23 protein-coding genes are annotated in these 23,708 nt (G+C 49.4%); all 23 read right to left on the bottom strand.

The genetic code is table 11. The annotated features are described in order from the left end of the window. Nucleotides 1-108: 108 nt before the first annotated feature. Nucleotides 109-414, bottom strand: a complete 306-nt coding sequence (locus FYJ65_RS01515) for a LysM peptidoglycan-binding domain-containing protein (RefSeq protein WP_206157259.1) — start codon at nucleotides 412-414, stop codon at nucleotides 109-111. 276 nt (nucleotides 415-690) lie between these two features. Next, nucleotides 691-1,179: a Cys-tRNA(Pro) deacylase gene (ybaK, locus tag FYJ65_RS01510; RefSeq protein WP_330618745.1), complete on the bottom strand. Its 489-nt coding sequence runs from the start codon at nucleotides 1,177-1,179 to the stop codon at nucleotides 691-693. 5 nt (nucleotides 1,180-1,184) lie between these two features. After that, nucleotides 1,185-1,904 carry a TVP38/TMEM64 family protein gene (locus tag FYJ65_RS01505; RefSeq protein ID WP_154553585.1) on the bottom strand — a complete coding sequence of 240 codons (720 nt, stop codon included), beginning with the start codon at nucleotides 1,902-1,904 and terminating at the stop codon, nucleotides 1,185-1,187. Further along, the gene (locus tag FYJ65_RS01500; protein WP_277672223.1) at nucleotides 1,885-3,204 is read right to left on the bottom strand and encodes a methionine gamma-lyase family protein; all 1,320 of its coding nucleotides are present in this window, start codon (nucleotides 3,202-3,204) and stop codon (nucleotides 1,885-1,887) included. The genes FYJ65_RS01505 and FYJ65_RS01500 overlap by 20 nt, the downstream gene beginning before the upstream one ends. 3 nt (nucleotides 3,205-3,207) lie before the next feature. Next, a complete protein-coding gene (locus tag FYJ65_RS01495; protein ID WP_154553584.1) occupies nucleotides 3,208-4,329 on the bottom strand; it encodes a tyrosine-type recombinase/integrase in 1,122 nt (373 codons plus the stop codon). Nucleotides 4,330-4,341: 12 nt separating this feature from the next. Beyond that, nucleotides 4,342-5,274, bottom strand: coding sequence for a tRNA (adenosine(37)-N6)-dimethylallyltransferase MiaA (miaA, locus tag FYJ65_RS01490; protein WP_154553583.1), 933 nt, complete (start codon nucleotides 5,272-5,274; stop codon nucleotides 4,342-4,344). A gap of 13 nt (nucleotides 5,275-5,287) precedes the next feature. Then, the gene (gene mutL / locus FYJ65_RS01485) at nucleotides 5,288-7,201 is read right to left on the bottom strand and encodes a DNA mismatch repair endonuclease MutL (RefSeq protein WP_154553582.1); all 1,914 of its coding nucleotides are present in this window, start codon (nucleotides 7,199-7,201) and stop codon (nucleotides 5,288-5,290) included. Further along, nucleotides 7,198-9,858: a DNA mismatch repair protein MutS gene (mutS, locus tag FYJ65_RS01480; protein WP_235898159.1), complete on the bottom strand. Its 2,661-nt coding sequence runs from the start codon at nucleotides 9,856-9,858 to the stop codon at nucleotides 7,198-7,200. Before mutS ends, mutL begins: the two co-directional genes overlap by 4 nt. Before the next feature lie 22 nt (nucleotides 9,859-9,880). Next, on the bottom strand, nucleotides 9,881-10,684 hold the full coding sequence (locus FYJ65_RS01475; RefSeq protein ID WP_235898158.1) for a TlyA family RNA methyltransferase: 804 nt from the start codon (nucleotides 10,682-10,684) through the stop codon (nucleotides 9,881-9,883). A gap of 7 nt (nucleotides 10,685-10,691) precedes the next feature. Then, the gene (gene dxs, locus FYJ65_RS01470; protein ID WP_154553579.1) at nucleotides 10,692-12,557 is read right to left on the bottom strand and encodes a 1-deoxy-D-xylulose-5-phosphate synthase; all 1,866 of its coding nucleotides are present in this window, start codon (nucleotides 12,555-12,557) and stop codon (nucleotides 10,692-10,694) included. Continuing rightward, nucleotides 12,557-13,447, bottom strand: a complete 891-nt coding sequence (locus FYJ65_RS01465; protein WP_154553578.1) for a polyprenyl synthetase family protein — start codon at nucleotides 13,445-13,447, stop codon at nucleotides 12,557-12,559. Before FYJ65_RS01465 ends, dxs begins: the two co-directional genes overlap by 1 nt. Continuing rightward, nucleotides 13,440-13,643: an exodeoxyribonuclease VII small subunit gene (xseB, locus tag FYJ65_RS09485; RefSeq protein ID WP_206157257.1), complete on the bottom strand. Its 204-nt coding sequence runs from the start codon at nucleotides 13,641-13,643 to the stop codon at nucleotides 13,440-13,442. The genes FYJ65_RS01465 and xseB overlap by 8 nt, the downstream gene beginning before the upstream one ends. Then, on the bottom strand, nucleotides 13,636-14,790 hold the full coding sequence (gene xseA / locus FYJ65_RS01455) for an exodeoxyribonuclease VII large subunit (protein WP_154553576.1): 1,155 nt from the start codon (nucleotides 14,788-14,790) through the stop codon (nucleotides 13,636-13,638). Before xseA ends, xseB begins: the two co-directional genes overlap by 8 nt. Next, a complete protein-coding gene (locus FYJ65_RS01450) occupies nucleotides 14,787-15,734 on the bottom strand; it encodes a tRNA (adenosine(37)-N6)-threonylcarbamoyltransferase complex transferase subunit TsaD (protein ID WP_154553575.1) in 948 nt (315 codons plus the stop codon). Before FYJ65_RS01450 ends, xseA begins: the two co-directional genes overlap by 4 nt. Before the next feature lies 1 nt (nucleotide 15,735). Continuing rightward, nucleotides 15,736-16,128: a transcription antitermination factor NusB gene (gene nusB, locus FYJ65_RS01445; RefSeq protein WP_154553574.1), complete on the bottom strand. Its 393-nt coding sequence runs from the start codon at nucleotides 16,126-16,128 to the stop codon at nucleotides 15,736-15,738. Nucleotides 16,129-16,136: 8 nt separating this feature from the next. Continuing rightward, entirely contained in the window at nucleotides 16,137-16,490 is a 354-nt protein-coding gene (locus tag FYJ65_RS01440) for an Asp23/Gls24 family envelope stress response protein (RefSeq protein ID WP_154553573.1), read from the bottom strand. Between the two features lie 10 nt (nucleotides 16,491-16,500). Next, nucleotides 16,501-17,811: a hemolysin family protein gene (locus FYJ65_RS01435; protein ID WP_154553572.1), complete on the bottom strand. Its 1,311-nt coding sequence runs from the start codon at nucleotides 17,809-17,811 to the stop codon at nucleotides 16,501-16,503. 4 nt (nucleotides 17,812-17,815) lie between these two features. Next, nucleotides 17,816-19,039 (bottom strand): peptidase U32 family protein, encoded by a 1,224-nt coding sequence (locus FYJ65_RS01430; RefSeq protein ID WP_154553571.1) that lies wholly within the window; start codon nucleotides 19,037-19,039, stop codon nucleotides 17,816-17,818. 5 nt (nucleotides 19,040-19,044) lie between these two features. Next, entirely contained in the window at nucleotides 19,045-19,716 is a 672-nt protein-coding gene (locus FYJ65_RS01425) for an O-methyltransferase (RefSeq protein ID WP_154553570.1), read from the bottom strand. Nucleotides 19,717-19,734: 18 nt separating this feature from the next. Next, the gene (gene mltG, locus FYJ65_RS01420; protein WP_154553569.1) at nucleotides 19,735-20,781 is read right to left on the bottom strand and encodes an endolytic transglycosylase MltG; all 1,047 of its coding nucleotides are present in this window, start codon (nucleotides 20,779-20,781) and stop codon (nucleotides 19,735-19,737) included. Between the two features lie 40 nt (nucleotides 20,782-20,821). Further along, complete coding sequence (efp, locus tag FYJ65_RS01415; RefSeq protein WP_154553568.1) at nucleotides 20,822-21,382, bottom strand: elongation factor P; 561 nt, start codon at nucleotides 21,380-21,382, stop codon at nucleotides 20,822-20,824. Nucleotides 21,383-21,421: 39 nt separating this feature from the next. After that, the gene (locus FYJ65_RS01410; RefSeq protein WP_154553567.1) at nucleotides 21,422-21,760 is read right to left on the bottom strand and encodes a YlbF/YmcA family competence regulator; all 339 of its coding nucleotides are present in this window, start codon (nucleotides 21,758-21,760) and stop codon (nucleotides 21,422-21,424) included. Between the two features lie 12 nt (nucleotides 21,761-21,772). Further along, entirely contained in the window at nucleotides 21,773-23,707 is a 1,935-nt protein-coding gene (locus FYJ65_RS01405; protein WP_154553566.1) for a ribonuclease J, read from the bottom strand. Nucleotide 23,708: the final 1 nt, after the last annotated feature.

Here is a 23,708-nt window from a genome sequence, read left to right as displayed (position 1 = left end):
CATCAGCATTCATCACCTTTCGGTGCGATAAAGGCAGGCTCATGGGAGCCTGCCTTTATCGTGATATAAATATATGTAGAGCTTTTGATAATTGCGCTTTAAAATCCGTTACGCTTCCACCGGAACAATTAACACATCTCCCGGTTGAATCTCTCCCGGATCCACATCATTAATCTCACAGATTTCCTTCACATGTATTCTCGGGTCGGTACCACTTGGGCAGTTCTCCTCTGCAATTGTCCAAATAGTCTCATTCTCATGAACCACCACCTGACGATAGGTATCAGCAGCTGCGGCTTCCGTGGAGGGACCGAATACTGTAAACAGCAAAGTGGACAATCCCATCACCATAATCAAGATACATACAAAAAAGCGAACCGGCTTCACTACGCGATATCTCCCCATCAGCTTCATAATTATTCTCCCTTCTGCAAGCATTTTCCGGTACCTTAGTCCCCGGATATTGTCATAACCAGATAAGATTTTCAAGTAAGAACATTTGTTCTTCTTTTGATATATGTATTATAATCTCTCGGAAATCGGAAGTCAATAATAAAAAGAACAAATGTTTGTTTTTATTGAGGACAATTTTACCCAATAAAAGGCACCCCCGAAGAACGGTCCGTTCCCCGGGAGTGCCTTATGCACGTACTTCTCGGAAGTGTTTGCAGAATGTTTATTCCGATGATATTATTCTTTTACCAAATCGGCATACTGTGCCTCTGCAGCCCGAATCAAGTCATCCGGCGCCAGTATGATCTGCTCTCCTCTTTTTCCGGCGGAGATGTAAATCCGGTCGAAGAGCATGGCGGTCTCATCCACGAAGGTCGGGAACAGCTTCTTCATGCCGATAGGCGAACAGCCGCCTCGCATGTAGCCGGTAAGTCCCACCAGTTCCTTCACATGAATCATTTCCACTTTCTTCTGCCCCGCTGCCGCAGCGGCCTTCTTCAAATCCAATTCACCGGAGACGGGAATGACGAATACGAAGAGTTCCTTCGTATTGCTTCGAGTTACCAGTGTTTTGAAAATCTCATCCTCCGATATTCCCAGAACCGCTGCTGCGTGATTTCCGGAAAGGTCGGATTCATCATATTCATACTGCCCCGTATCGTATTCAATCTGATTCTGATCCAAAATACGCATGGCATTTGTCTTTGTAATTTTCTGCTTTTTCACGATAATTAATCCTCGTATTCTTCAATTTTCTCAACGATTCGTTCTCGGTTTCGGACGCACCATCCGAACAGAAGGAGCATGATCACCGCGACGATGCCGATCCCGATATAGTTCTTTCTGGCCCAAAAGTATCCGATCAGCAGGCTGCCCAGGATTCCCGGCGACCGCCCCAGCGTGGATACCAGCAGGAACGGTTTCAGTTCAATGTTGGAAATTCCTGCGATGTAGCTCATCAAATCCTTTGGAATTCCCGGAACCAAATAAATCAGGAACACGATGGTCAGCGCCTTTCCGCTGTTCAGCTTCTTCATGTAATTCTGAACCTTCTCTTCCCCAAAGATGATATGCATGGCATCCACTCCCAGGAAATGAGCTAGCCGGTACGTAATCAGACAGCCGATTATTGCACCGATAATGGAAATACAGTACCCGCCGATTACCCCATACATATAACTGGAAGCCAGTTGAATCGGCTGCCCCGGGAGAATACAGATGATAATCTGTATGGCCTGAAGCACGATCAGCACCAGAAAAGAAATCAGGGAATGGCGCGCCAGCCGATCCGGAAGCTGCGACCAGAAGTCGGTGCTCAGCAGCGTATCCCGATAGAACAAAATCAAAATCAGCGGTATCCCGATTAAGATAATTCCCAAAACAAACAGTTTTGTGAATGCGACGGTATTCCTTACCCATCGGATATCTTTTTTATCTTTCTTCTTCGACATCAATAAGGCCTTTCTTCACCATGGTATCCAGGCTCTTGATTATTCCGTAGCGGGCGTGCTCGTACGTCAGTCCGCCCTGAAAATAAGCGATGTACGGTTCTCTCAGCGGTGCATCCGCACTGAGTTCAATAGAAGAACCCTGTACAAAAGCGCCAGCCGCCATGATTACCTGATCCTCGTACCCCGGCATATCCCATGGAATCGGTGTTACATATGCGTCAATCGGAGAAGCGGACTGAATCGCCTGACAGAATGCAATGGTTTTATCCGGATCCTTAAACTGAATGGCCTGCACGATATCGCTTCTCTTCGAATATGCCGGCGGCATCACTTCAAAGCCCAAGCCGTCGTACGCCGCTCCGCAGAGCATCGCGCCCTTCACCGCTGCGTTTACCACCTTCGGTGCCAGGAACATACCTTGAAGCACCGAACGGTTCTGGCCAAAGGTCAGGCCGCATTCCGCACCGATTCCCGGACAGGTCAACCGATAGGAAATCCGCTCAATCAAATCGCTTCTTCCCACGATGTAACCGCCGGACAGAGCCAAACCGCCTCCCGGATTCTTAATCAGGGATCCGGCCATGACGTCCACTCCGAAATCCGTTGGTTCTTGAACGTCCACGAATTCTCCATAACAATTATCTACCATGACGATGATGTCCGGACGGAGTCTATGTACAGTTTCTGTGACGATTCGAAGGCTCTCCAGCGGAATCGCCGGCCGCCAGTCGTATCCGGTGGAACGCTGCATGGCCACTACTTTGGTCTCCGGCTGAATCGCATTTACGATTGCATCCAGATCCACATCCATATCTTCGCCCAGCGCAACTTCCCGATACTGAATACCGTAATCCGTCAGCGTTCCGGTAAAATCAGATTCCGGTGCGTCGTTTTTTCCGATTACGGTCTGCAGAGTATCGTACGGCGTGCCCGTCACTTCCAAAAGCTCTTCTCCCGGTTTCAGAATTCCGAACAGAGTGGTGGCAATGGCGTGCGTCCCGTTTACAAGGTTCGGACGAACCAATGCCGCCTCGGTATGGAAGATGGAGGCGTATACCTTCTCCACCGCTTCTCGGCCGACATCATCATATCCGTATCCGGTATTCCATCCGAAATGCGTGTCGTTGATATTGTTATCCTGGAACGCCTTCAGCACCTTCAGCTGATTGATGGCACAGATTTCATCCATCTCTTGAAAGGAATCTCCCAGCTTTTCCTCCATCCGATCCAAATAATCCAGTATTCCTCGATTAATACCAAAATCGCGAATTAAATGTTCCTTATATATTCTTTCTGCCACTTTCTATTGTTCCGTCCTTTCTTCTTCCCATTCCATACCCTTTACCAGGTCTCGTTTTACATTCATCTTGTGGGATGCGTACAGCTGCGTGGTGGTCACCTGCTCGTGATCCAGAAGCGCCTGTACATCGTAAATGGAATTACCGCGGCCGATCAAACTGGTGGCGGCGGTAGCCCGAAGCTTGTGCGGACTGTATCCCTCTTTTCGCCCGGTATGCAGCGGAATGGATGTGTATTTTTTTACCAATTCCCGGATGGCCCGCTGTGTCATCCGCTTTCCTTGCAGCGAAAGAAAGAGTGCATCCTCATCTCCCTCGTCCTGCACGGTAATTTGATTTCGTTCGTTTTCCAGATAATCCAGAACCACAGCCTCCACGGAGTGGTTGATGGGCATCGTAGATTCTTTTCCCCGCTTTCGGTAGATTCGAAATTCTCCTCTGGAGAAATTAAAAGAAGACACGTTCAGCTGCTGCAGTTCCGACAGGCGCAGACCGTATGTCAGGAAAAGAATCAGAATCGCTTTGTCCCGAAGCTTCGTCTTCTCCCAATAAATGCGTTCCCGATCCGTCAGGTGGGTTCCGCTGCTCACCGCATCCAGCATCACCATCACTTCATCATCCTGAAGCGCCTTGATTTCCTTCTCCCCGGGTCCCGGAACCCGAATGGGATCGAAACCGTCGGTGATATTATTGTCCAGAAGTCCGTCGCGGTACAGTTGCTTAAACATCACGGAGATAGAGGATTTCTTCCGAGAAAGGGTCTTGTTGTTGTTCTCGTAGATGACCGTCCCCTTTTCCGTTTCCACCTTGTATTTCCGACAATAGTCCAGAAATATATTGATATCCATCGCTGTAATCTGATTCAATTCATCCAATGTGACCCGGTCCGGCGTATCCGCTTCCGTCAGTGTGGTTTCCCGCACCAGATATTCAAAGAAAAAATGGATGTCCCGCAAGTAGACCAGCCGGCTCTGAGGCAATACGTTTCCCTTTAGGTAGATAAAATAAGTTCGAAGAGACCGAGGGAGCGTTTCTTCCAGCTTCTCGCACTCCAAAAAAATCTCATTCTCCTGTTCCACCACGTTGTCCGGCCGGTCACTTTTGTTATGAATTCGATACTCTTTCATGAATTTCCTTCTTTACTCTGCCGAAAGAATCCGATCAACGACTGCACCCACGGATTCATTTCGTTGAATCTCAATCCAATGAATCAGTCCCTCGTAACGTTTCAGCCAGGTGAGCTGTCTCTTGGCATAATGACGCGTATCCTTCATTACCGCCAGGATGGCGTCCTTCAGCTCCGGAATCTCACCGTTGTAGTATGCGAAGAACTCCTTGTAGCCGATGGCTTTCAGCGCCGGTGCCGTTTCGTCGTATCCCATCTCCCGAAGGGATTTAATCTCATCCAAAAGACCGTTCTGAACCAGTTTCAGCACCCGTCGGTTGATTCGGTCGTACAACCACTCCCGGTCCATCGTGATTCCGAACAGACGGAAGTCATATCCTTCCCGCAGGCCGCACGCATTCAGGTCCTGTACGTTAGAGCCGAATTCGTACGCTTCGATGGCACGAATCACCTTTCGAGTATTGTTGGGATGAATTCGTTCCGCCGATTTCGGATCCACCGCCGACAGAACTTCGTACATGTATTCGCCGCCCATCTGCTTCGCCATATCTTCCAGTTCCCGGCGGCGCTTTCCGCCGTCGGCCGGTTCCGCCGCAAAATCCATATCGTACAGCACGGAATTCAGGTACAATCCGGTACCGCCGCACAGAATCGGCGTCTTGCCCCTTTCCAGAATATCATCGATGGTCTCCAGTGCCATTTTCTGATACCGCGCCACTGTCATATCCTCTTTCAGATCGATGACGCCGTACAGATGATGCGGCACGGTGCTCATATCCGCCGGACTCGGCTTGGCACTGCCGATATCCAGATATTTGTACAGCTGAATGGAATCGCAATTCACGATTTCGCCGTGAATCCGCCGGGCAAGGTAATTGGCAATTACGCTCTTTCCAACTGCTGTCGGCCCGGCAATAATATAAACTGTTTTCTTCTGTGTCGTCATAATTCTTTCCTTGCTATTTTCTTCTAAAAGATCGTTCAATTTCGTACTTGGATATGCGGATGAAAGTAGGTCGTCCGTGCGGACAGCTGAACGGATTCACGCACTGGGAAAGCCGATCCAGCAGCTCTCGAATTTCCCGTTCCGACAGGTGATCGTTTCCTTTCACCGCCGCTTTACAGGAACGCATAATCAGTTTATCCACCACCGGGGTATTCTGATGCAGATGCACTTCATTTTCTTGAACATCCACCAGATTTCGGGCAAAAGCATCTGCCTCGGTCAAAGTCATATAGGCCGGAATTCCCCGAATGATAAAAGTATTGCTGCCGAAATCCTCAATGGCATAGCCAATTCGCCGAAGGACGTCCATCCATTCCCGTTCACCGAAATACACATCGCCGGATACGTTCAGCAGAATCGGTGTCAGGATATCCTGCGGCAGGTGCGCACCGGTATTGTATTGGCGAACCAGCTTTTCGTACAGAATTCGTTCGTGTGCCGCATGCTGATCCAGAATGAACAGGTTATCCCCCGCCTGAGTGATGATGTAGGTATTAAAAACATATCCCGCCAAAGTCAGATTCTTGAAATCGAAGAGCCGTGTGGTGGCCGGTGCCAAAGGAATCCGATCCGTCTCATCGGCTTCTTCCGACTTCATATCTGACTTCACCGGTTCCGCCGATACCTCTGGTTTTTCCCCGTCGTATTCCGTTTTCGCCTCCTGAACCAAGCCTTTGAAAGCATCGCTCATGCTGTCTCCCGGAACTTGGAACGCCATCTTCATATCATCTTCATGATACACCGTCTCTGTGTTCGGTTTGTGTTCCCGCTTCTTCGCCTGCAGGAATTCCCGGATACCCATCTGCTCTCCGGAAGGTTTTTTTACCGGTTCCTTCGCCACCTCTTCCAGTGAACCCGAAGAGATGTTTTTTTCCTTCAGCATCGCTTGGGGGACCGCATCTTGAGAATGAATCACTTTCTGCACCGCCGCAGCGATATCTTTCTTGATGTCCCCGGATTCCAGGAATTTGATTTCCTTCTTGTTGGGGTGAATATTCACATCGATGGTTTCCGGAGGTACGGTGATGAACAACAGCGCCACCGGGTATCCGGAGAAAACTCGGTCACCGTATCCATCCATCAGCCCTTTTTCAATGACGTCGCTTCGAACATACCGGCCGTTCACGAAGAAAATCTGACCGCTTCGGTTATTCTTTGTGGTACCGGGATCGGAAATAAAGCCGTGCACGTGCTCGCCCTGGATTTCCATCAGATTGCTGAATTCTTTTGTAGGATACACCCGAGAGATGGCATGAAGATAGTTTCCGTCTCCGTTGGTGGTGAGCACGTTCCGCCCGTTGTTAATCAGTTGGAAGGCCACGTTCGCATAGTACAGGGCCATTTTCTGAACGAAATCGATGATGGCGGAAGCCTCTGCCGCATCGCTTCGCATAAATTTCCGACGCGCCGGGGTGTTGTAGAACACGTCCTCCACCACCATGGTGGTCCCCCCATTCATGCCGGAGGGTTCCTTCCCGCAAATGCGCCCGCCCTGAATTTCCAGCTTGATTCCCACCGGAGACTCCGCCGTTCGGGTATACAATGTCATTCTGGAAATGGCACAGATGCTGGCCAGCGCCTCTCCGCGAAAACCCAGGGTATCGATATGTCCCAGGTCTTCCAGTGTCTGAATCTTTCCGGTGGCATGGCGCTCGAAAGCAATTTCCGCTTCCTCCGCCGGGATTCCGCAGCCGTTGTCCGTTACCCGGATGTAGGATTTTCCGCCGTTTCGAATTTCTACCACAATGCTGTCGGCCCCGGCATCGATGGAGTTCTCCACCAATTCTTTTACGATGGAAAGGGGCCGTTCGATGACCTCGCCGGCGGCGATTTTATCCGATATAAAGCTATCCAGTACTTGTATCATTCTTCTGAATCCTCATCAATATCTTTGATTTCATTCTGTATTTCCTGCAGCCGCACCAGTGCCTGAATCGGAGTCAGGGAATTGATATCCATCCCGCGAATCTCCTTCAGCACATTCTCATACGGCAGAGGCTCTTCGGAAACCCGTTCCGGTTCCGGAGCAATCTCGCTGTCGAAGAAGGAAATCTGGGTGGTCGCCGGCATCGGTGCCGACTGCGCTTCCAACTCCTTCAGTTTTCTCGACGCGCTCTGGCGAATTGCCTTCGGAATTCCGGCAATCTTCGCCACGTGAATGCCGTAGCTCTTGCTGGCCGGTCCGTCGATAATCCGATGCAGGAACACTACATTGCTTCCGTCCTCGGAGACCGATACCGACAAGTTGTGCACCGCCGGAAGCTGCTCCTCCAGCACCGTCAGCTCGTGATAGTGGGTGGCGAACATGGTGCGCACCCGATGATCGTCCGACGCCAGATATTCCGCCGTCGCCCAGGCAATGGACAGGCCGTCAAAAGTACTGGTACCCCGGCCGATTTCATCCAGAATAATCAGGCTGCGGCGAGTCGCATTCCGCAGGATATTGGCCAGTTCGCTCATTTCAATGAAAAAAGTAGACTGTCCCGATGCCAAATTGTCCGATGCACCGATTCGAGTAAAAACACGATCGCACACGCCAATACGCGCCCGACGACAAGGGACAAAGGATCCCATCTGTGCCATCAGCACGATGATGGCAGTCTGACGCATATAGGTGGATTTACCGGACATGTTCGGGCCGGTAATCAGAAGAAGGCTCTCCTGTTCCGTATCCATGGCGGTGTTATTGGACACGAACATGCCGCTTCCAATCATCTGCTCCACCGCCGGATGGCGACCCTCTTCAATCTCAATCAAGCTGGAATCGTCCACCTCCGGCCGGACATAGCCGTTGGCTGTCGCCACATCTCCGAAGGAAACCAGCACATCCAATAAAGCCACGGAAGCAGAGGCTTTCTGCAGCGATCCGATATACGGTTCAATGGATGTCCGGATTTTCCGGAAGATATCGTATTCCAGCGCATTTATTTTTGCTTCCGCACTCAGAACCAGGCTTTCTTTCTCCTTTAGCTCCGGCGTAATGTACCTTTCGTTATTCACCAAAGTTTGCTTTCGAATGTAATTCTCCGGCACTTTATCCGAAAAGGATTTGCTCACATCCAGATAGTATCCGAACACCTTGTTGAATCCCACCTTGATGGTCTTGATTCCGGTGCGTTCCCGCTCGCTCTGCTCCAGCCCCGCAATCCACTCCTTGGCATCCCGAATGGATTCCTTCAGGTCGTCCAACTCCGAAGAATATCCCGGCCGAATCAGATTGCCCTCGGTGATGATAAATGGCGGTTCTTCCACGATGGATTCCGCAATCATCTGATACAGATCGTCAAAATCATCGATGGAATCCCGGATTTCGGCAAGCAAAGCCGAGGATGCCAGGTCCTCCAAAGTATTTCGAATCTCCGGCAGTGCACCCAGCGTATTTTTCAGCGCCACCAGATCCTTTCCGTTGGCGCGGCCGCTGGCCACGCGGGCACTGAGGCGTTCGAAATCGTAGATTTCCCGAAGGCCCGCCACCAGATTGTTCCGCTCCAGCGGGTGATTTACTACGGCGTCCACCGCTTCCAACCGGGCATTAATCTGCGCCTGATTGTTCAGCGGCTCTTTTATAAATCGCTTTAGCAGTCTCCCACCCATAGCGGTGTGCGTATGATCCAGCACGCCCAGCAGGGAGCCTTCCTTGTTTTTGTCATATATTGTTTCCAGCAGCTCCAGATTTCGAAGGGTGGAACGGTCCAGCTGCATGTAATTGCTGGATTCTCGAATATCCAAATGCTTGAACTGCTCCATTCGCTGCTTCTGAGTATCCCCCAGGTACAGAAGCAGGGATCCGGAGGCCAACACCAAGTCCGTTCGGCCGTCCAAATCCAGCGAAATCAGGGAAGATGCCCCGAATTGATTCATCAGCGTCTTTTCGCACAGCGCCTTCCGGTAATAGGAAGAATCCACCGGATTCAAATAGGTCTGAACCTGCGGATCCTGCAGCGCCGCCAGCACGTTTTCCGGCAGCGAGGACTCATCGTAAACGATTTCCTTCGGAGCTATTTTTACCAGTTCGCTGATCAGAGAGTCCAGATTATGGCGATATTCCAGATGCATGCAGGCCAGCTCTCCGGTAGTAATATCCCCGTACGCAATGCCCACCTGTGTCTTCGTGGCGAACACCGATGCGATAAAAATATTTTCGTCATTCTCGGTGGAACCGGCGATGTCTATGGTTCCCGGCGTAATGATTCGAACCACCTCCCGGCGAACCAAGCCCTTTGCCTCCGCCGGATCCTCCATCTGTTCGCAAATGGCCACCTTGTGACCGCGCTCCACCAGCTTGGGAATGTAGGAATCCGCCGAATGGAACGGAACCCCGCACATGGGTGCCCGTTCCTCCAGACCGCAGGCCCGGCCGGTAAGGGTCAGTTCCAGTTCTCGGGAGACGGTTTTGGCATCATCGAAAAACAGCTCGTAGAAATCCCCCAGCCGAAACAAAATCAGGCAGTCCGGATTCTCTTCTTTAATCTGTAGGTATTGCTGCATCATTGGTGACAATGCCATAATAATCTCCTTTTTCATTCCTTTTTATTCTTTATTCCAATCAGTCCAAATCCGCATGAGCTTCCTGAACCACGTCCGAAATCCGGCTCGCCCATTCTTCAAGAACGGATTCTTCGCCGTTATCCGGAAGTTCACCTTCTGCCTTGCCGGCAAAAAGCAGATATTCGATATTTCCTTTCGTCCCCTTTACCGGTGAGAACGCCAATCCCAGTGGTTCCAGACCATTCTCCGATGCGTAACGGAGAACATTTTCGATGACCTGACGGTGCACCGCCGGATCCCGCACGATACCGTTCTTGCCTACCTGTTCTCTTCCCGCTTCGAACTGCGGCTTAATGAGGCAAACCATGTGTCCCGACGAATCCAAAACCTTCTGCACCACCGGGAACATGTGTTTCACCGAAATAAAAGAGACATCAATGGACACAAAGTCCACCGGTTCTTCGATTAAATCGGTGTCCAAATAACGGATATTGGTTTTTTCCATATTCACCACTCGAGGGTCTACCCGCAGCTTATAATCCAGTTGTCCGTATCCCACATCCAGGGCGTAGACCTTCCGAGCACCATTCTGCAGCATGCAGTCGGTGAAACCGCCGGTGGAGGCGCCCATGTCCATGCACACTCCATCCTTTAAATCGATCGGAAAGCAGTTCATGGCTTTCTCCAGCTTCAATCCGCCGCGGCTCACATACGGGCAAAGCTTCTGCTTAACCGCAAATTCCAGTTCCGGATCGAACTTCTGTCCGGCTTTATCTTCTATCCGGCCGTCTACTGTAACCAGTCCGGCCATGATGGTTCTCTTCGCTTTGTCTCGAGATTCCACCAGACCTTTCTGTACCAAAATGACATCAAGCCTTTCTTTTTTCAAAGTAATCCTCTACCCCCTTCACTACATCTTCCGGAGTCATTGCACATTCTTCTCGCAATTCCGGAATGCTTCCCTGCTCAATAAACTGATCCGGAAGGGCAAAATTCAGAATTCCAAACGCCTTCTCCCGATTCACCCGATCGAATTCATCGGAGAAACCTCCGATGATGGTGTTGTCCTCCAGCGTGACCACCAGTTTCGTCTCCGAATTCACTGCCGCGGCGTCCATCGGTTTTACCACGTTGATTGCCGTAACCCCTGCATCGAATCCGTGCTCGCGAAGAAGTCTCGCCGCTTCGATACCGGTATCCAGCATCGCTCCTACCGCCAGAATCGTTACATCCTTACCAACGGAAAGCACCGTATTTTCCCCGGTGAACGGCTTCAGCCTCAGGTGATTTCCCTGGGAAGAACCTCTCGGATACCGAATCGCAATCGGTCCGTCGTATTGATGGACCCCATATTCCAACATCTCTTCCAGCTGATTTCCGTCTGCCGGACAGAGAATTTTCATGTTGGGAATCATATTCAAATAGGACAAATCAAACATGCCGTGGTGGGTTTCTCCATCCGCACCCACCAGGCCGGCCCGGTCCACCGCAAAGACCACATGAAGGTTTTGCAGACAAATATCTTCAATCAGCTGATCGAAAGCACGCTGTAAGAAGGAAGAATAGATGGCCACCACCGGCGTCATGCCGGCCTTCGCCATTCCTGCTGCAAATACAACCGCATGGGCTTCCGCAATTCCCACATCGAAGAACCGCGGTTCAAACTCCTTGTAAAACGGACCCAGTCCGGTGGCCGTTCCCATCGCCGCAGAGATGGCAACGATGGATTCGTCCGTCCGTGCCAACTCCACCAGCTTGTCGCCGAACACTTTTGAGTAGCTCGGTCCGGAAGGTGACGATAATATATTACCGTTATCCGCATCGAATGGAGCGATACCGTGGAATTTTCTCGGATACTTTTCCGACCAATAGTATCCCTTTCCTTTCTTTGTAATGACGTGCACCAGCGTCGGCCCGTCGTACTGATTGGCTGCGGTATAGGCCTCCACCAGAGCCTGGAGATTGTATCCATCTACAGGACCGATATATTTTATTCCGAGATCTTCGAAAAGAACGCCCTGTTCATCCAGCAGCGAGTACTTGATCTTATTTTTGGTATGGGAGATGGTGTCGCTGACCCGCTGACCTACCACCGGAATATTGTCCAGTGCTCCCCGGATGTTTTTCTTCATTCGGGTATAATTTTTTGAAGTGCGCAGGTTGTTCAAATGGCGAGACATGGCTCCTACATTTTTGGCGATGGACATTCCGTTGTCATTTAAAACAATTTTGATATTGGTTCCGGAAGCTCCGATATTGTTCAATGCTTCGTATACCAAGCCGCCGGTCATGGCGCCGTCGCCGATTACCGCCACCACTTGATAATCTTCGTTCCGAAGATCCCGCGCAGTGGCATATCCCATAGCCGCACTGATAGACGTACTGCTGTGTCCCGTGTCATAGGCATCATGAATGCTTTCCCGGGACTTCGGAAAACCGGAAAGGCCTTTATACTTTCGAAGGGTGTCGAAGGCCCCTGCCCTTCCGGTAATGATTTTATGAACGTAGGATTGGTGTCCCACATCGAAGATTACTCGATCCACGGCGGTATCATATACTTTGTGCAGGGCAATGGTGGTTTCCACAATACCCAAATTGGATGCCAGATGGCCGCCGGTTTTCGAAACCTTCTCCACAAGAAAATCCCGTATTTCCCGGGCCAGAGCTTCCAAGTCCCCGTAGTCGGAGTTCTTTATAATCGATATTAAATCTTCTTTTTCAAGATCGTACAGCATTAGGATTTCCTTCTTTCCAGCTTATGAGCAAGTTCAATGAAGAATTCTGCGGAATCGCCGTATTTCTCCATAAGCGCAACGGCCTTTTCCGTTAAAGAATGCATTTCGTCCTTGGCCGCCTCCAGCCCCAGGACTGTGGCATAGTTGCATTTGCCGTGATCGGCATCCTTGCCCAGCTTTTTCCCCATCATTTTTTCATCGCCAATCACATCCAGGATATCGTCGGAAATTTGGAAGGCTCTTCCAACCAGTTCCGCATACTGTTCAAAGTCTGTTCGAACCGCTTCCGGTGCATTGCCGATATAGAGGCCGGCCAGAATCGGTGCCTTCAAGAGCGCACCGGTCTTGTTAGAGTCGATGAAGTTCAGCATCTCTTCGCTGCATTCTTTTCCCTCGTTTTCCATATCCGCTACCTGACCTGCAATCATCCCATGAATGCCGGCATTTCGGGATACTTCCAGCGCCGCCATCACATGGCGGTGGAGTTTTTCCGAATCCTCCTTCAAACCCGCTGCATCCTGCAGCATGATTTCGTGGGCAGTGTTCAGCAATCCGTCTCCGGCCAGAATGGCCATAGCTTCGCCGTACACCTTGTGGTTGGTCGGGTTTCCGCGACGAAGATCGTCATCGTCCATTGCCGGGAGATCATCGTGAATCAGCGAATAGGTGTGAATGTACTCGATGGCACATGCAAAAGGAAGGGCTTCTTCCGGATTTCCTCCGGCGAAGTCCGCACAGGCCAGCAACAGAACCGGACGCAAGCGCTTTCCGCCGCTTTTCACGCTGTAGTTCATGGAATCCCACAGGACCTGAACCTGCGGCGCGACGGAAGGCAATTTATCCGCCAGATTTTCTTCAATCATGTTTTTATAATAATCGTAATTATTCATGGGAAGAATCCTCCTGCTCATCAAAAATTTCGATTTTCTGTTCCGCTTTTTCCAGCACGGAATTCAGATATTCCGACTCCTTCATTCCGGCATCAAACAGTGCCAGCGCTTCTTCCAACGAAGTAGCCGGTCCGCCGATTCGATCTGCGGCACTCCGAAGATTTTTCATGGATTCGGAAAAACTCTTATCACTCATCGTGTCCCTCCTTGTTCTTACCGGTAACTTGCGCCTTGAAGCGGCCGTTTCGCAGGAGTACCGTATACTCTTCGCCCTCCGATACATTATCGATATCGGAGACGATGGTTCCCGCTTCATTCAGAACTGCGGCGAACCCCCTCTCCAGCACTCGTTTCGGATTTCCCTCCCGAAGCTTAATCAATGCCTGCTCCATTTCATTTCGGGCCTTTTGTACCCGGTTTCTCATATTGGAACAAAGCAGTTGGGTTAGTGATTCAACCATTCTCTTTTCGTTCAGCAATTTAAAACGCAAAGATTCACTCAGCGCACTGCGGCACTCAGCGATGCGCTTCTGAATTTCATGAACATCCGGCACCGCCATATCCGCCGCCTCGCTGGGCGTTGCCCCCCGGGCATCCGCCACATAATCGGAAATGGATACATCCGGTTCATGACCCACGGCGGAAATAATCGGAATATCCGATTGAAAAATGGCTCTGGCAACGGATTCCTCGTTAAAGGCCGCCAGATCCTCCGGGGATCCGCCCCCTCTCCCTACAATCAATAGGTCAATATGGCGCTTTCCCGATTCGTTCACCCGATTTGCCAAATGAATTCCCTGACAGATGCTGGCCGGCGCATTCACGCCTTGCACATAAGTCGGAAAAATCAAAAGGTTCACGTAATTGTTTTTCTTTAAAATAATTTTCTGTATATCCCGAAGGGCATCTCCCTCCGTGGAGGTGACGACCCCCACGCATTCCGGGAATTCCGGAAGTGGCTTCTTGTATTCCGGTCGGAACAGTCCTTCCGCTTCCAGTTTCTTTTTCAAGGCTTCAAAAGCCGTCTTCGCTTTTCCAACCCCGGCATCTTCCATATAGTGAATCTGGAAAGAATAGGTGCCGCCTTTTGCATACAGCCGAACGGATCCCACCGCAACCACGTTGCGTCCGTCTTCCAGAAGTTCCGGATTAATCTTTGGAAGCTGACTTTTCCAGACCACACTGCGGATGACGCATTGTTCATCCTTCAAGGAGAAATACGCATGTCCTTTCCGAGTTAATCCGGAGATTTCCCCTTCAATGGCCACATTTCGGAGATTGAAATCGCTGTCAATTTTGTTGGCCAGATATTCATTTACCTGTGTCACGCTAACCGGCTTCATTCTTGACTCCTCCGTCCTCCCAGCAGGGAAATTCCTACGGCATTATCTCCGGAAAGCACCGGGTCTCCGAACAGAATGCGGCAGCCATCCCGCTGTTCCTGCCAGAGGACCGCATATTTCCGAAGTGTCTCGCTGGCGGAAACGCCTCCGGCCATTACCACCGTATCCACTTTGTACTTTTGGCTCAGCTGTACTGCGGTGTCGTGAAGCAGCTGCTGAATCCGGTAGAAGATTCCCGGGACAATTTCATCGCCCTTCTCTTCAATGCTCTTCATCACCTGAGTCTCCGTTCCGGACAAGTTAAAGAACCCCTCCTGAATCCGAATTTTCCCCGGAAAGACTGTATACGACCGGTCCATGGCAATTCGGTCTAAATATTTTCCCGCCGGGAAATCGTAACCCAACTGCACACCGGTCCGATCCAAAAGCTGACCCACGCTGATGTCCTTAGTTCCGCCCACAATTTCAACCGCATATCCTTCCCAGGTCCGTTCGCACAGAAGGCACTCCGTCGTTCCTCCGCTGAGATGGAACAGCAGAAAGGGTTTCTGCGGTATTGGCGGCAGCGTGGACAGGATGGCTTCAATATGCCCTTCCTGATGAGAAAAACAGTTCATCGGAACCTGCAGTGCAGAAGAAATCACCGTTCCGGTCTGAACGCCGGATAGGAATACCGGCATATAGGATCCCTCCACATTCCGTGGGCGAGACGATACCGCCACCGATATGATTTCCTTTGGATCTATCGTCTGAAAAGCTTCCTCAATAAAGGAAGGTAGAACCTGGCAATGGTGAAAAAAGGCAACGGATTGCCTCAGACCTCTTTTTCCTTGTTCTACCTTTAGAAATTCGGAGCGCTGATATCGGATGTTTCCATTCTCATCCGTCAGCGCTACCGACGTCTTATAATTAGATGTATCGATTCCCAATACTACTTTAGCCATACTATTTATCCTTGGCAATCTTCCCTAAAACAGAATTGATAAATGCATACGAACGGTCTTCCCCGTATTTTTTCGCCATCTTCACCGCTTCGTCAATGGAAACGCTGTCCGGAATGGCATCCATATAGCAAATTTCTGCAACGGCAATACGGAAAATTGCCAAATCCGTCTTTCCCATTCGGTTCGTTTTCCAACGATCGGAATGAGAATCAATCATCTCATCAATTTCATCCCGGTGATCGCGGATAACATCCAGGGTCTGAAGAGCCTGCTTTTCTTTCTGAATCTGCTCATTCTCGGTAATCAAGGAGATGTTCCGGTAGTCGAAATCGCCCATCACATCCATCTGATATACCACTTGCATCGTCATTTCTCTAATTTCTTCTCTTTTCATAGTACTCGTTACCTGCTCTTTTCAACTCCCTCAATACAGATATTAACTGCTTCGACGGAAATTCCCGTCTCCTTCTCGATGATTTTTTTCACCCGGTTCTGGATGTCGTACGAAAGCTGTGGTATGTTCACCCCATACGCTGCGATGATGTGAATATCCACAGTAACCTTTCCATCCTCATCGTTTACGTGAACACCTTGTGTTTCCGTAATCCTGCCCAGAATGTTCCGGGAGAAGCTTTCCGCAATTCCCGGCGCCATTCGGATAACTCCGGGCAGCTTCATGGTTTCCTGCGCAGCATACCCGGCAATCACGGAATCCTCAATTGTATTCTTTTCTTTGAAGTCTTTTGATTTACTCATGAGTTATTTTTTATGCATCCTCTGTCGGTTCTTCCGGCAGAATTTCAATTTTCATCTTCTCGATTCGACGATCCTTCACTTCCAGAATGGTAAAGGAGAGGTTTCCGTATTGAATCGGTTTGTATTTCACTTCTTCTTTCGGAATTTCTCCCATCAAATCGATGATAAAACCGCCTACGGTCTCGCTGTTCTCCGATTCCAAATCCACATGAAGTTCATCCGTCAGATCGTCCAAATACACATTGCCATCAACGATAAACTCTGAATCGCTGATTTTCTCGATGACCCGGTCGTCCTCGTCGAACTCATCCGCAATATCGCCCACAATCTGCTCAATAATATCCTCGATGGAAACGATACCGCTGAATCCACCGTACTCATCAATCAGAATGGCCACGTGGTTGGTGCTTTTCTGAAGTTCGATGAACAGTGCATCGATGTTCTTCGTTTCGGGAACGAAATACGGCTCTCGAAGGATTTCCTCAAAATTAACGTTATCGAATCCGTGCTGACTGGCTTGGAACAGATAGTCCTTAATATGCAGGATTCCGATGATGTTGTCCGGATCGTCCCGATAAACCGGAATTCTGGAATAACGCAGTTCCATCAGTTCATCGAAGTACTCTTCTCGGTCGTCGTCAATATCAATCATGAACACATCTGTTCGAGGCGTCATAATCTCATATGCCAGCAAGTCGTCGAATTCGAAAATGCTGTCAATCATCCGATGGGCTTCCTCCTTGATATCTCCGGATTCCTGTCCTCGGTCCAGCATGGACATAACCTTATCTTCCGAGAAGTAGATGTTGTCCACATCCGTGTTCTTCCGAAGTATCAACAGAAATACGTTGGCCAAACACACACATATCTTTACAAACGGCCAGGTGATGTAATACACCATCCGCTGAAAGCCCGCAAATCCAATTCCTGAAGCATTCTGAGACTGAGATGCCAGCTTTTTGGGCAGGATGTCCGCCACGCCGATAAAAGCCACAAAATACAGAATATCCCACAAAATCATCCAATGGTTATCCCCCATTTCCCGTTTCATCAGCGAATGGAAGAGGAAAAAGGACATAATCAGCGTCAGGTAACTCAGAAACAAGTCCGCATAATGGTATTCCGATGGTTTCTGAATGAAACGCATCACCGCCTGAACTCTGCTGTCCTCCGGATCCGATTCGCTCAATTCTTTAATGGTGTTTCGGTCCGTATTATCCAATGAACGTTTTGCCGCTGCCACCAATGCATACACGATGCACAGCAAAGCAATGGTTATAATATATGCATATATAGGTATTTCACTCGTGTCAGATGTCATATCTCTACTTCCTTTTTCTTAAGATCGAATACTTTGCGGGAACTTTCCGGAACGGGATTCTCACCTCCTGCTTCGGATGCGGTGCGCTTTCTATCGCATTCCCGTCTTCATCCTTCATGGAAGGAACCTCTTCCGTATAGGATGGTTCTCCCGGACTCATAATTTCAATCTCATCTCCAACGCAGAACTTGTTCCGCTGCTGTACGATGGTCTCGCCGGTCGCCTCATCTACGCCCAACACCACGCCGATAAAACTGTACTCCCGAACGTAATCGCTGGTAAGGTAATTCTGATCCCGGTTGCTTGGCTTCTGATAAAAGAAGCCGTGGGTGAATTCCCGGTGGCTGGCCTTGCACAGTTCATCGTACCATTCCTGTTTGAACTCGTAATTCTCCGGATCCTTCATATAGCTGTCCAATGCTGCCCGGTATGCGGAAACCACCGTTGCTACATAGTAAGCCGATTTCATCCGTCCTTCAATTTTCAGAGACGTAACGCCGGCATTAATCATATCCGGTAAGCAATCCAGCATGCAAAGGTCCCGGGAGTTCATAATATAACTTCCCCGATCATCCTCTTCAATCGGGAAATATTCTCCCGGTCTTTTTTCTTCCATCAAGTGGTATTTCCACCGGCACGGATGAGTGCACTGTCCCCGGTTCGCATCCCTGCCCACCATATAATTGCTCAGCAGGCATCGGCCGGAGTACGAGATGCACATAGCACCGTGAAGAAAAGCTTCGATTTCGATATCCTCCGGGAGGTGTTCCCGCATCTCTCGGATTTCTTTCAGGCTCATTTCCCGAGCCGCAACGATTCTCTTCACTCCCTGAGATACCCAAAAATTCGCACTCAAGTAGTTTGTGGTATTGGCCTGAGTACTGAGATGAATCTCGGCATTCGGGATTCCATCCTTCACCAGCTGCATGACCCCCGGATCGGATACCAGGAACGCATCGATGGGAATATCCCGTATCTGCTGAATATATTCTTGAAGCGGCAGAATATCCTCGTTGTGAGGATAGATGTTGATGGTCAGATACCCCTTCGCCCCGTGAGTGTGAAGAAATTCCATGGCGTCCTTCATTTCGTCCACAGTCAGGTTTCCGGCCCCGGCACGAAGGCTGAACACCTCTCCGCCGAAGTACACCGCATCGGCTCCGTACCGTACCGCTGTTTTTAACTTTTCCATATCTCCCGCAGGAGCTAACAATTCAATTTTCTGCATAAATTCTATTTTTTATTCTCTTTAATAAGCAACAATCCATCACCACAGCTCAGCAAGGATACCTCTAAATCATTCCGGCTGTGAACGTATTCCAAAAACTCATTCATTCTTTTTACGCTGGTTCGATGACGGCGCTTTCGGTCTAAAGACAAGTCCACCAGAAAAGCCTTCATCAAAATATTGTCGCAGACAATCAGTGCATTCTTGCTGCACAGCTTCTCTGCTTTTTTGAAGAATTCCATATAATGACTCTTCGCTGCGTCGATAAAAATAAGATCGAAGGGTTCCGTATTTCCGGCTTCGGCATTTTGAATCAGTTCGTCCAGCACAACCGAGCCATCGCCGTGAATCACCTGAATTCGATCGGTCAGCCCCTGCTCCCATATATTATCCACCGCCACTTGATAATTGGTATCCGAAAGCTCCACCGTGGTAATATGGCTCTCCGGAAGGAGGTGTGCAAAAAATATGGAAGAATACCCATACGCGGTGCCGATTTCCAGCACTCGATGGGCGGGCCTCAGGGGTAAAAGCGTGCGAAACAACATCTCCGTTTCTTTTAGAATCAATGGAATCTGATCTGCTTCGCTTTGCTCCCGCAACTTCCCCATCGTGTCATTCCACGGTTGGTAGAATGACACGATGTAGTCTGTCACTTTCTCATTGGTAATGTTCATATGAAAATTCGGCTCCTTCTATTTCTTGTTTTTCTTTGCCAGAGCCTTCTCATATGCCCGGGTATCTTTCTCGAATTTCGAGTAGGATTTGCTGAAATTATGGGAACCGTCCAACTTTTCGCTTACCACGAAATACATGTAGTTTGTTTTTGCCGGGTATAGAGCCGCCTTAATAGATGCCTCCCCCGGAGAACAAATCGGTCCCTTCGGCAAGCCGGAGTGAATATAAGTGTTGTACGGAGAATCAATCTTCGTGTCCGCCACGGACAGAACCGGTTTCGCTTTTCCCAGAATATACTGCACCGTGGAGCACATCTGCAGATTCATGCCGTCGTCTAATCGATTGTAGATGACGCTGGCAATCTTCGGGCGATCCTCATCCACCTGCGCTTCCTTTTCAATGATGGAAGCGATAATGATAATCTGATTCTCGGTATACCCCAGCTTTTTTGCCCTGGCTTTGTATTCGTCTGTAAAAACAGTATCGAATTGATTCAGCATAGTTGTAATAATCTGCTCTTCATCCGCTTTTGGTGCAACCTGATAGGTACTTGGGAAAAGATATCCTTCCAGATGATTCTTCCCCTTCTGGGCATCTTTCAAGAAACCAAAATCACTGTAGGCGTCGGAATTCTGCGCAGCCTCCAGGAACTTCTTTTTATCTACCAGTCCATCTTTGGCCAGAGTCTCCGCCACCGTCTCGATAGTGGATCCCTCCGGAACTGTAAAGGAATTGGTGGTTTCTTTTCCGGATACGATGACCTTTGCAATATCGCTGCACGTCATGCTCGGCGAAACGGAATATACCCCTGCCTTGTAGTTGGAATCGTAGTGCCAGATTTTGGAGCAAATCTTATATCTGGTAGTACTGCGAATGACACCTGCGTCTTTCAGTGCGTTGGCGATATCATCGGTCGTCGCACCTTCTTCAACTGTGACGTCAATCAGCGTTGCGTTGCTTCGGTCCAGCGGCTTGTTCAATGTGGACAAGAGCACGCTGGATCCGATAATCAGCGCAAATATAATCGCCAGTATTACCATTGCTTTTTTGATTGCTTTTTTCATAACAGCCCTTTGCTAATACCCGATATTTGGAAAAAATAAACTATTTGGAACGTCCCAGATAATCACCGGTTCTGGTGTCAATCTGAATCTTTTCTCCTTCGTTGATGAAGATCGGAACCTGGATTACGGCACCGGTTTCAACGGTTGCAGCCTTTGTAACGTTGGTTGCGGTATCACCCTTCACGCCCGGCTCGGTTTCGGTTACTTCCAGGTCAACGAAGTTCGGAGCTTCTACGGTGAATGCGTTGTCTTTGTAAAACTTAACGGTAGCGGTATCGTTCTCACGGATGTATTTGATGGCATCCTCTACCAGGTCGTAGGTCAGCGGAATCTGATCGTAGGTTTCCTGATCCATGAAGTAGTACAGTTCACCGTCATTGTACAGATACTGCATCTGCTTCGTCTCAATGTGAGCCTTCGGGAACTTGTCGTTCGGGTTGAACGCTTCTTCTCTGGTCGCTCCGGTCAGAATGTTCTTATACTTTGTACGAACAAATGCGGCACCCTTTCCCGGCTTAACGTGCTGGAAATCCACTACAACATGTGGTTCGCCATTCATTTCAAAAGTAACACCTTTTCTGAATTCACCTGCGCTAATCATAATTGTTTCTCTCTTTCTTTAAAAATCTTTAAAAATAACTTATAACATTGACTTAATATTGATGGCATCTGCCAGGATTTCACTCACATCCTTCATCATGATGGAGAATCTCGCTTCCGCCTGCAGATACTGTGCTGCCTGAGGCTTTGCCGTAAGCATGGTGACCATAGACTGAATCTGTCCCATCAGTTCCGAATCCAGTTTTCCTTCTGCCATCTGCTTCGTCTGCAGTTGAACTTGTTTCATCTGCAAATCCTTCAGCATCGCGCTGAGCTGCGGATCTTGGTCCACTTCCTTCTTTAAACGGTCGAATTCCTTGAATTCGTTGCTTTCCTTAATTGCCCGGGCAAGATCGTGGGCTTCTTCGTAAACGTTCATCGAAACTCCTTTCTACACGTATAGGATGACCGGAAGAATCACCGGACTCCGCCGCGTCTTTCTATAAATGTAACCCCGAAGGTCGTCACGAATCGCCGACTTCAATGAGCTCAAGTCCATAGAGTCCCGATTGCGGCAACGCTCGATGGTTTCATAGACCACCTCGGTGGCATCGTTGATTAACGGACCGTTCTCCTTGACGTAGATAAAACCACGTGTAATCAGTTCCGGGTTTGCCGCCAGCTGCTTGGAATAGGTATCGATGGCCACCGATACCACAATCAATCCCGCTTCCGACAGTTGCTTTCGATCCCGGAGTACCACGTTTCCAACATCTCCGACGCCGTAGCCATCCACCAGAACATCGTCCGCCGTGGCGTATCCATTCTCCTGTTTTGCACGACCGCCCTTGACCACCAGCGAATCACCATTGGTCATGACAAAGATATTGCTACGGCTCATTCCCAGGCTCTCTGCCAATTTTGCGTGCTCGTTCAAGTGACGGTATTCGCCGTGAGCCGGAATGAAATATCTCGGCCGCACCAGGGTGTGAATCAATTTCAGCTCTTCCTGGCAGGCGTGACCGGATACGTGGATGTCCACGAAATCCGACAGGTACACCCGAACTTTCTTCTCATACAGCTTATTGACCACATTGGTGATGGTCTTCTCGTTTCCCGGAATCGGCGAGGAGGAGAAGACGACGACATCGCCCTTCTTCAGCTTCACCGCCCGGTGATTATCGTTGGCCATTCGAGTCAATGCGGACATCGGTTCGCCCTGGCTTCCCGTTGTAACGATGGTCAGGTTGCTGTCCGGGATATTATTGATATTCCGGATGTCCACAAAAGCAGATTCCGGCAGGTCGATATATCCCAAATCCTTTGCAATCTGCATCACGTTCTCCATGGAACGACCGGAAACCGCAATTTTACGGCCATGATGAATGGACGCTTCCATAAAGTGCTTAATTCGATGAATATTCGAAGAGAACGTAGCGATGATAATTCGTTTATCCGTTTCCTCAAAAATTCGGTTCATGGACTCCGCTACGATTCGTTCCGACGGTGTGAACCCCGGACGGAGCACGTTGGTACTGTCACAAAGAAGTACATCCACGCCCTCGTCGCCCAGTTTCGCAAAGCGAGCCAAATCAATCTGCTTTCCTTCCAGCGGAGTGTAATCCACCTTGAAATCTCCCGTATGAACGATGTGTCCTGCCGGGCACTTGATGGAAAACGCAAAAGAATCCGCAATGCTGTGGGTGGTGTGAATTGCCTCCACGATGAAGCTTCCTATATGAATTATATCACCTGAAGATATCACATGCACGTCAGCGGTAAGATTCTTTTCCTTTAATTTATGCTGAATCAATCCCGCCGCAAGACCGGAAGCATACACCGGAACGTTGATTTCTTTTACCAGATACGGCACACCGCCGATGTGGTCCTCATGTCCGTGAGTAATGATTAATCCCTTGATTTTCTCCATGTTTTCCTTCAAATAGGTGAAGTCCGGAATAACCACGTCGATTCCGAACATCTCATCTTCCGGGAAGGACATTCCGCAGTCCACAATCAGAATTTCATCCCGATACTCGATTACCGTGATGTTCTTTCCGATTTCCTTCATACCCCCCAACGGGATGATGCGGAAGGACTCTTTCGGGCGAACCTGTTTCTGATTCTTTCCGTTGGACTTGTTCCGATTCTTTCCCTGATGGAACGGGATTGCCGGAAGGGACTTCTTTGATTTCTCCGGCTTTGCTGCCCCCTTTTGTTTATGGGACTTCGAATTCTGAGGAGTGTTGTTTCCCTTCTTTTTCGCCGTTCCGTCAGAAGGTTTCAACGCTTTTCTTACTTTTCCGGAAGCTGCCCCGGAATTCTTCTTCCGGGGTGCCGGATTTTTTTTCTTGTTATTCAGTTGTAAATCTTTTTCTTGTTTCATA

This window comes from Mogibacterium kristiansenii, from assembly GCF_009695905.1.
GTDB classification, from domain to species: Bacteria; Bacillota; Clostridia; order Peptostreptococcales; family Anaerovoracaceae; genus Mogibacterium_A; species Mogibacterium_A kristiansenii.
The sequence above is the reverse complement of the archived record's forward strand: the minus strand, read 5'-3'. Positions and strand labels throughout refer to the sequence as shown.

Coding starts and splice junctions, on each gene's coding strand:
- FYJ65_RS01515 (WP_206157259.1), bottom strand. CDS start 414: ATGAAGCTGATGGGGAGATATCGCGTAGTGAAGCCGGTTCGCTTTTTT.
- FYJ65_RS01505 (WP_154553585.1), bottom strand. CDS start 1,904: ATGTCGAAGAAGAAAGATAAAAAAGATATCCGATGGGTAAGGAATACC.
- FYJ65_RS01495 (WP_154553584.1), bottom strand. CDS start 4,329: ATGAAAGAGTATCGAATTCATAACAAAAGTGACCGGCCGGACAACGTG.
- miaA (WP_154553583.1), bottom strand. CDS start 5,274: ATGACGACACAGAAGAAAACAGTTTATATTATTGCCGGGCCGACAGCA.
- mutL (WP_154553582.1), bottom strand. CDS start 7,201: ATGATACAAGTACTGGATAGCTTTATATCGGATAAAATCGCCGCCGGC.
- mutS (WP_235898159.1), bottom strand. CDS start 9,858: ATGAAAAAGGAGATTATTATGGCATTGTCACCAATGATGCAGCAATAC.
- dxs (WP_154553579.1), bottom strand. CDS start 12,557: ATGCTGTACGATCTTGAAAAAGAAGATTTAATATCGATTATAAAGAAC.
- FYJ65_RS01465 (WP_154553578.1), bottom strand. CDS start 13,447: ATGAATAATTACGATTATTATAAAAACATGATTGAAGAAAATCTGGCG.
- xseB (WP_206157257.1), bottom strand. CDS start 13,643: ATGAGTGATAAGAGTTTTTCCGAATCCATGAAAAATCTTCGGAGTGCC.
- xseA (WP_154553576.1), bottom strand. CDS start 14,790: ATGAAGCCGGTTAGCGTGACACAGGTAAATGAATATCTGGCCAACAAA.
- FYJ65_RS01450 (WP_154553575.1), bottom strand. CDS start 15,734: ATGGCTAAAGTAGTATTGGGAATCGATACATCTAATTATAAGACGTCG.
- nusB (WP_154553574.1), bottom strand. CDS start 16,128: ATGAAAAGAGAAGAAATTAGAGAAATGACGATGCAAGTGGTATATCAG.
- FYJ65_RS01440 (WP_154553573.1), bottom strand. CDS start 16,490: ATGAGTAAATCAAAAGACTTCAAAGAAAAGAATACAATTGAGGATTCC.
- FYJ65_RS01435 (WP_154553572.1), bottom strand. CDS start 17,811: ATGACATCTGACACGAGTGAAATACCTATATATGCATATATTATAACC.
- FYJ65_RS01430 (WP_154553571.1), bottom strand. CDS start 19,039: ATGCAGAAAATTGAATTGTTAGCTCCTGCGGGAGATATGGAAAAGTTA.
- FYJ65_RS01425 (WP_154553570.1), bottom strand. CDS start 19,716: ATGAACATTACCAATGAGAAAGTGACAGACTACATCGTGTCATTCTAC.
- mltG (WP_154553569.1), bottom strand. CDS start 20,781: ATGAAAAAAGCAATCAAAAAAGCAATGGTAATACTGGCGATTATATTT.
- efp (WP_154553568.1), bottom strand. CDS start 21,382: ATGATTAGCGCAGGTGAATTCAGAAAAGGTGTTACTTTTGAAATGAAT.
- FYJ65_RS01410 (WP_154553567.1), bottom strand. CDS start 21,760: ATGAACGTTTACGAAGAAGCCCACGATCTTGCCCGGGCAATTAAGGAA.
- FYJ65_RS01405 (WP_154553566.1), bottom strand. CDS start 23,707: ATGAAACAAGAAAAAGATTTACAACTGAATAACAAGAAAAAAAATCCG.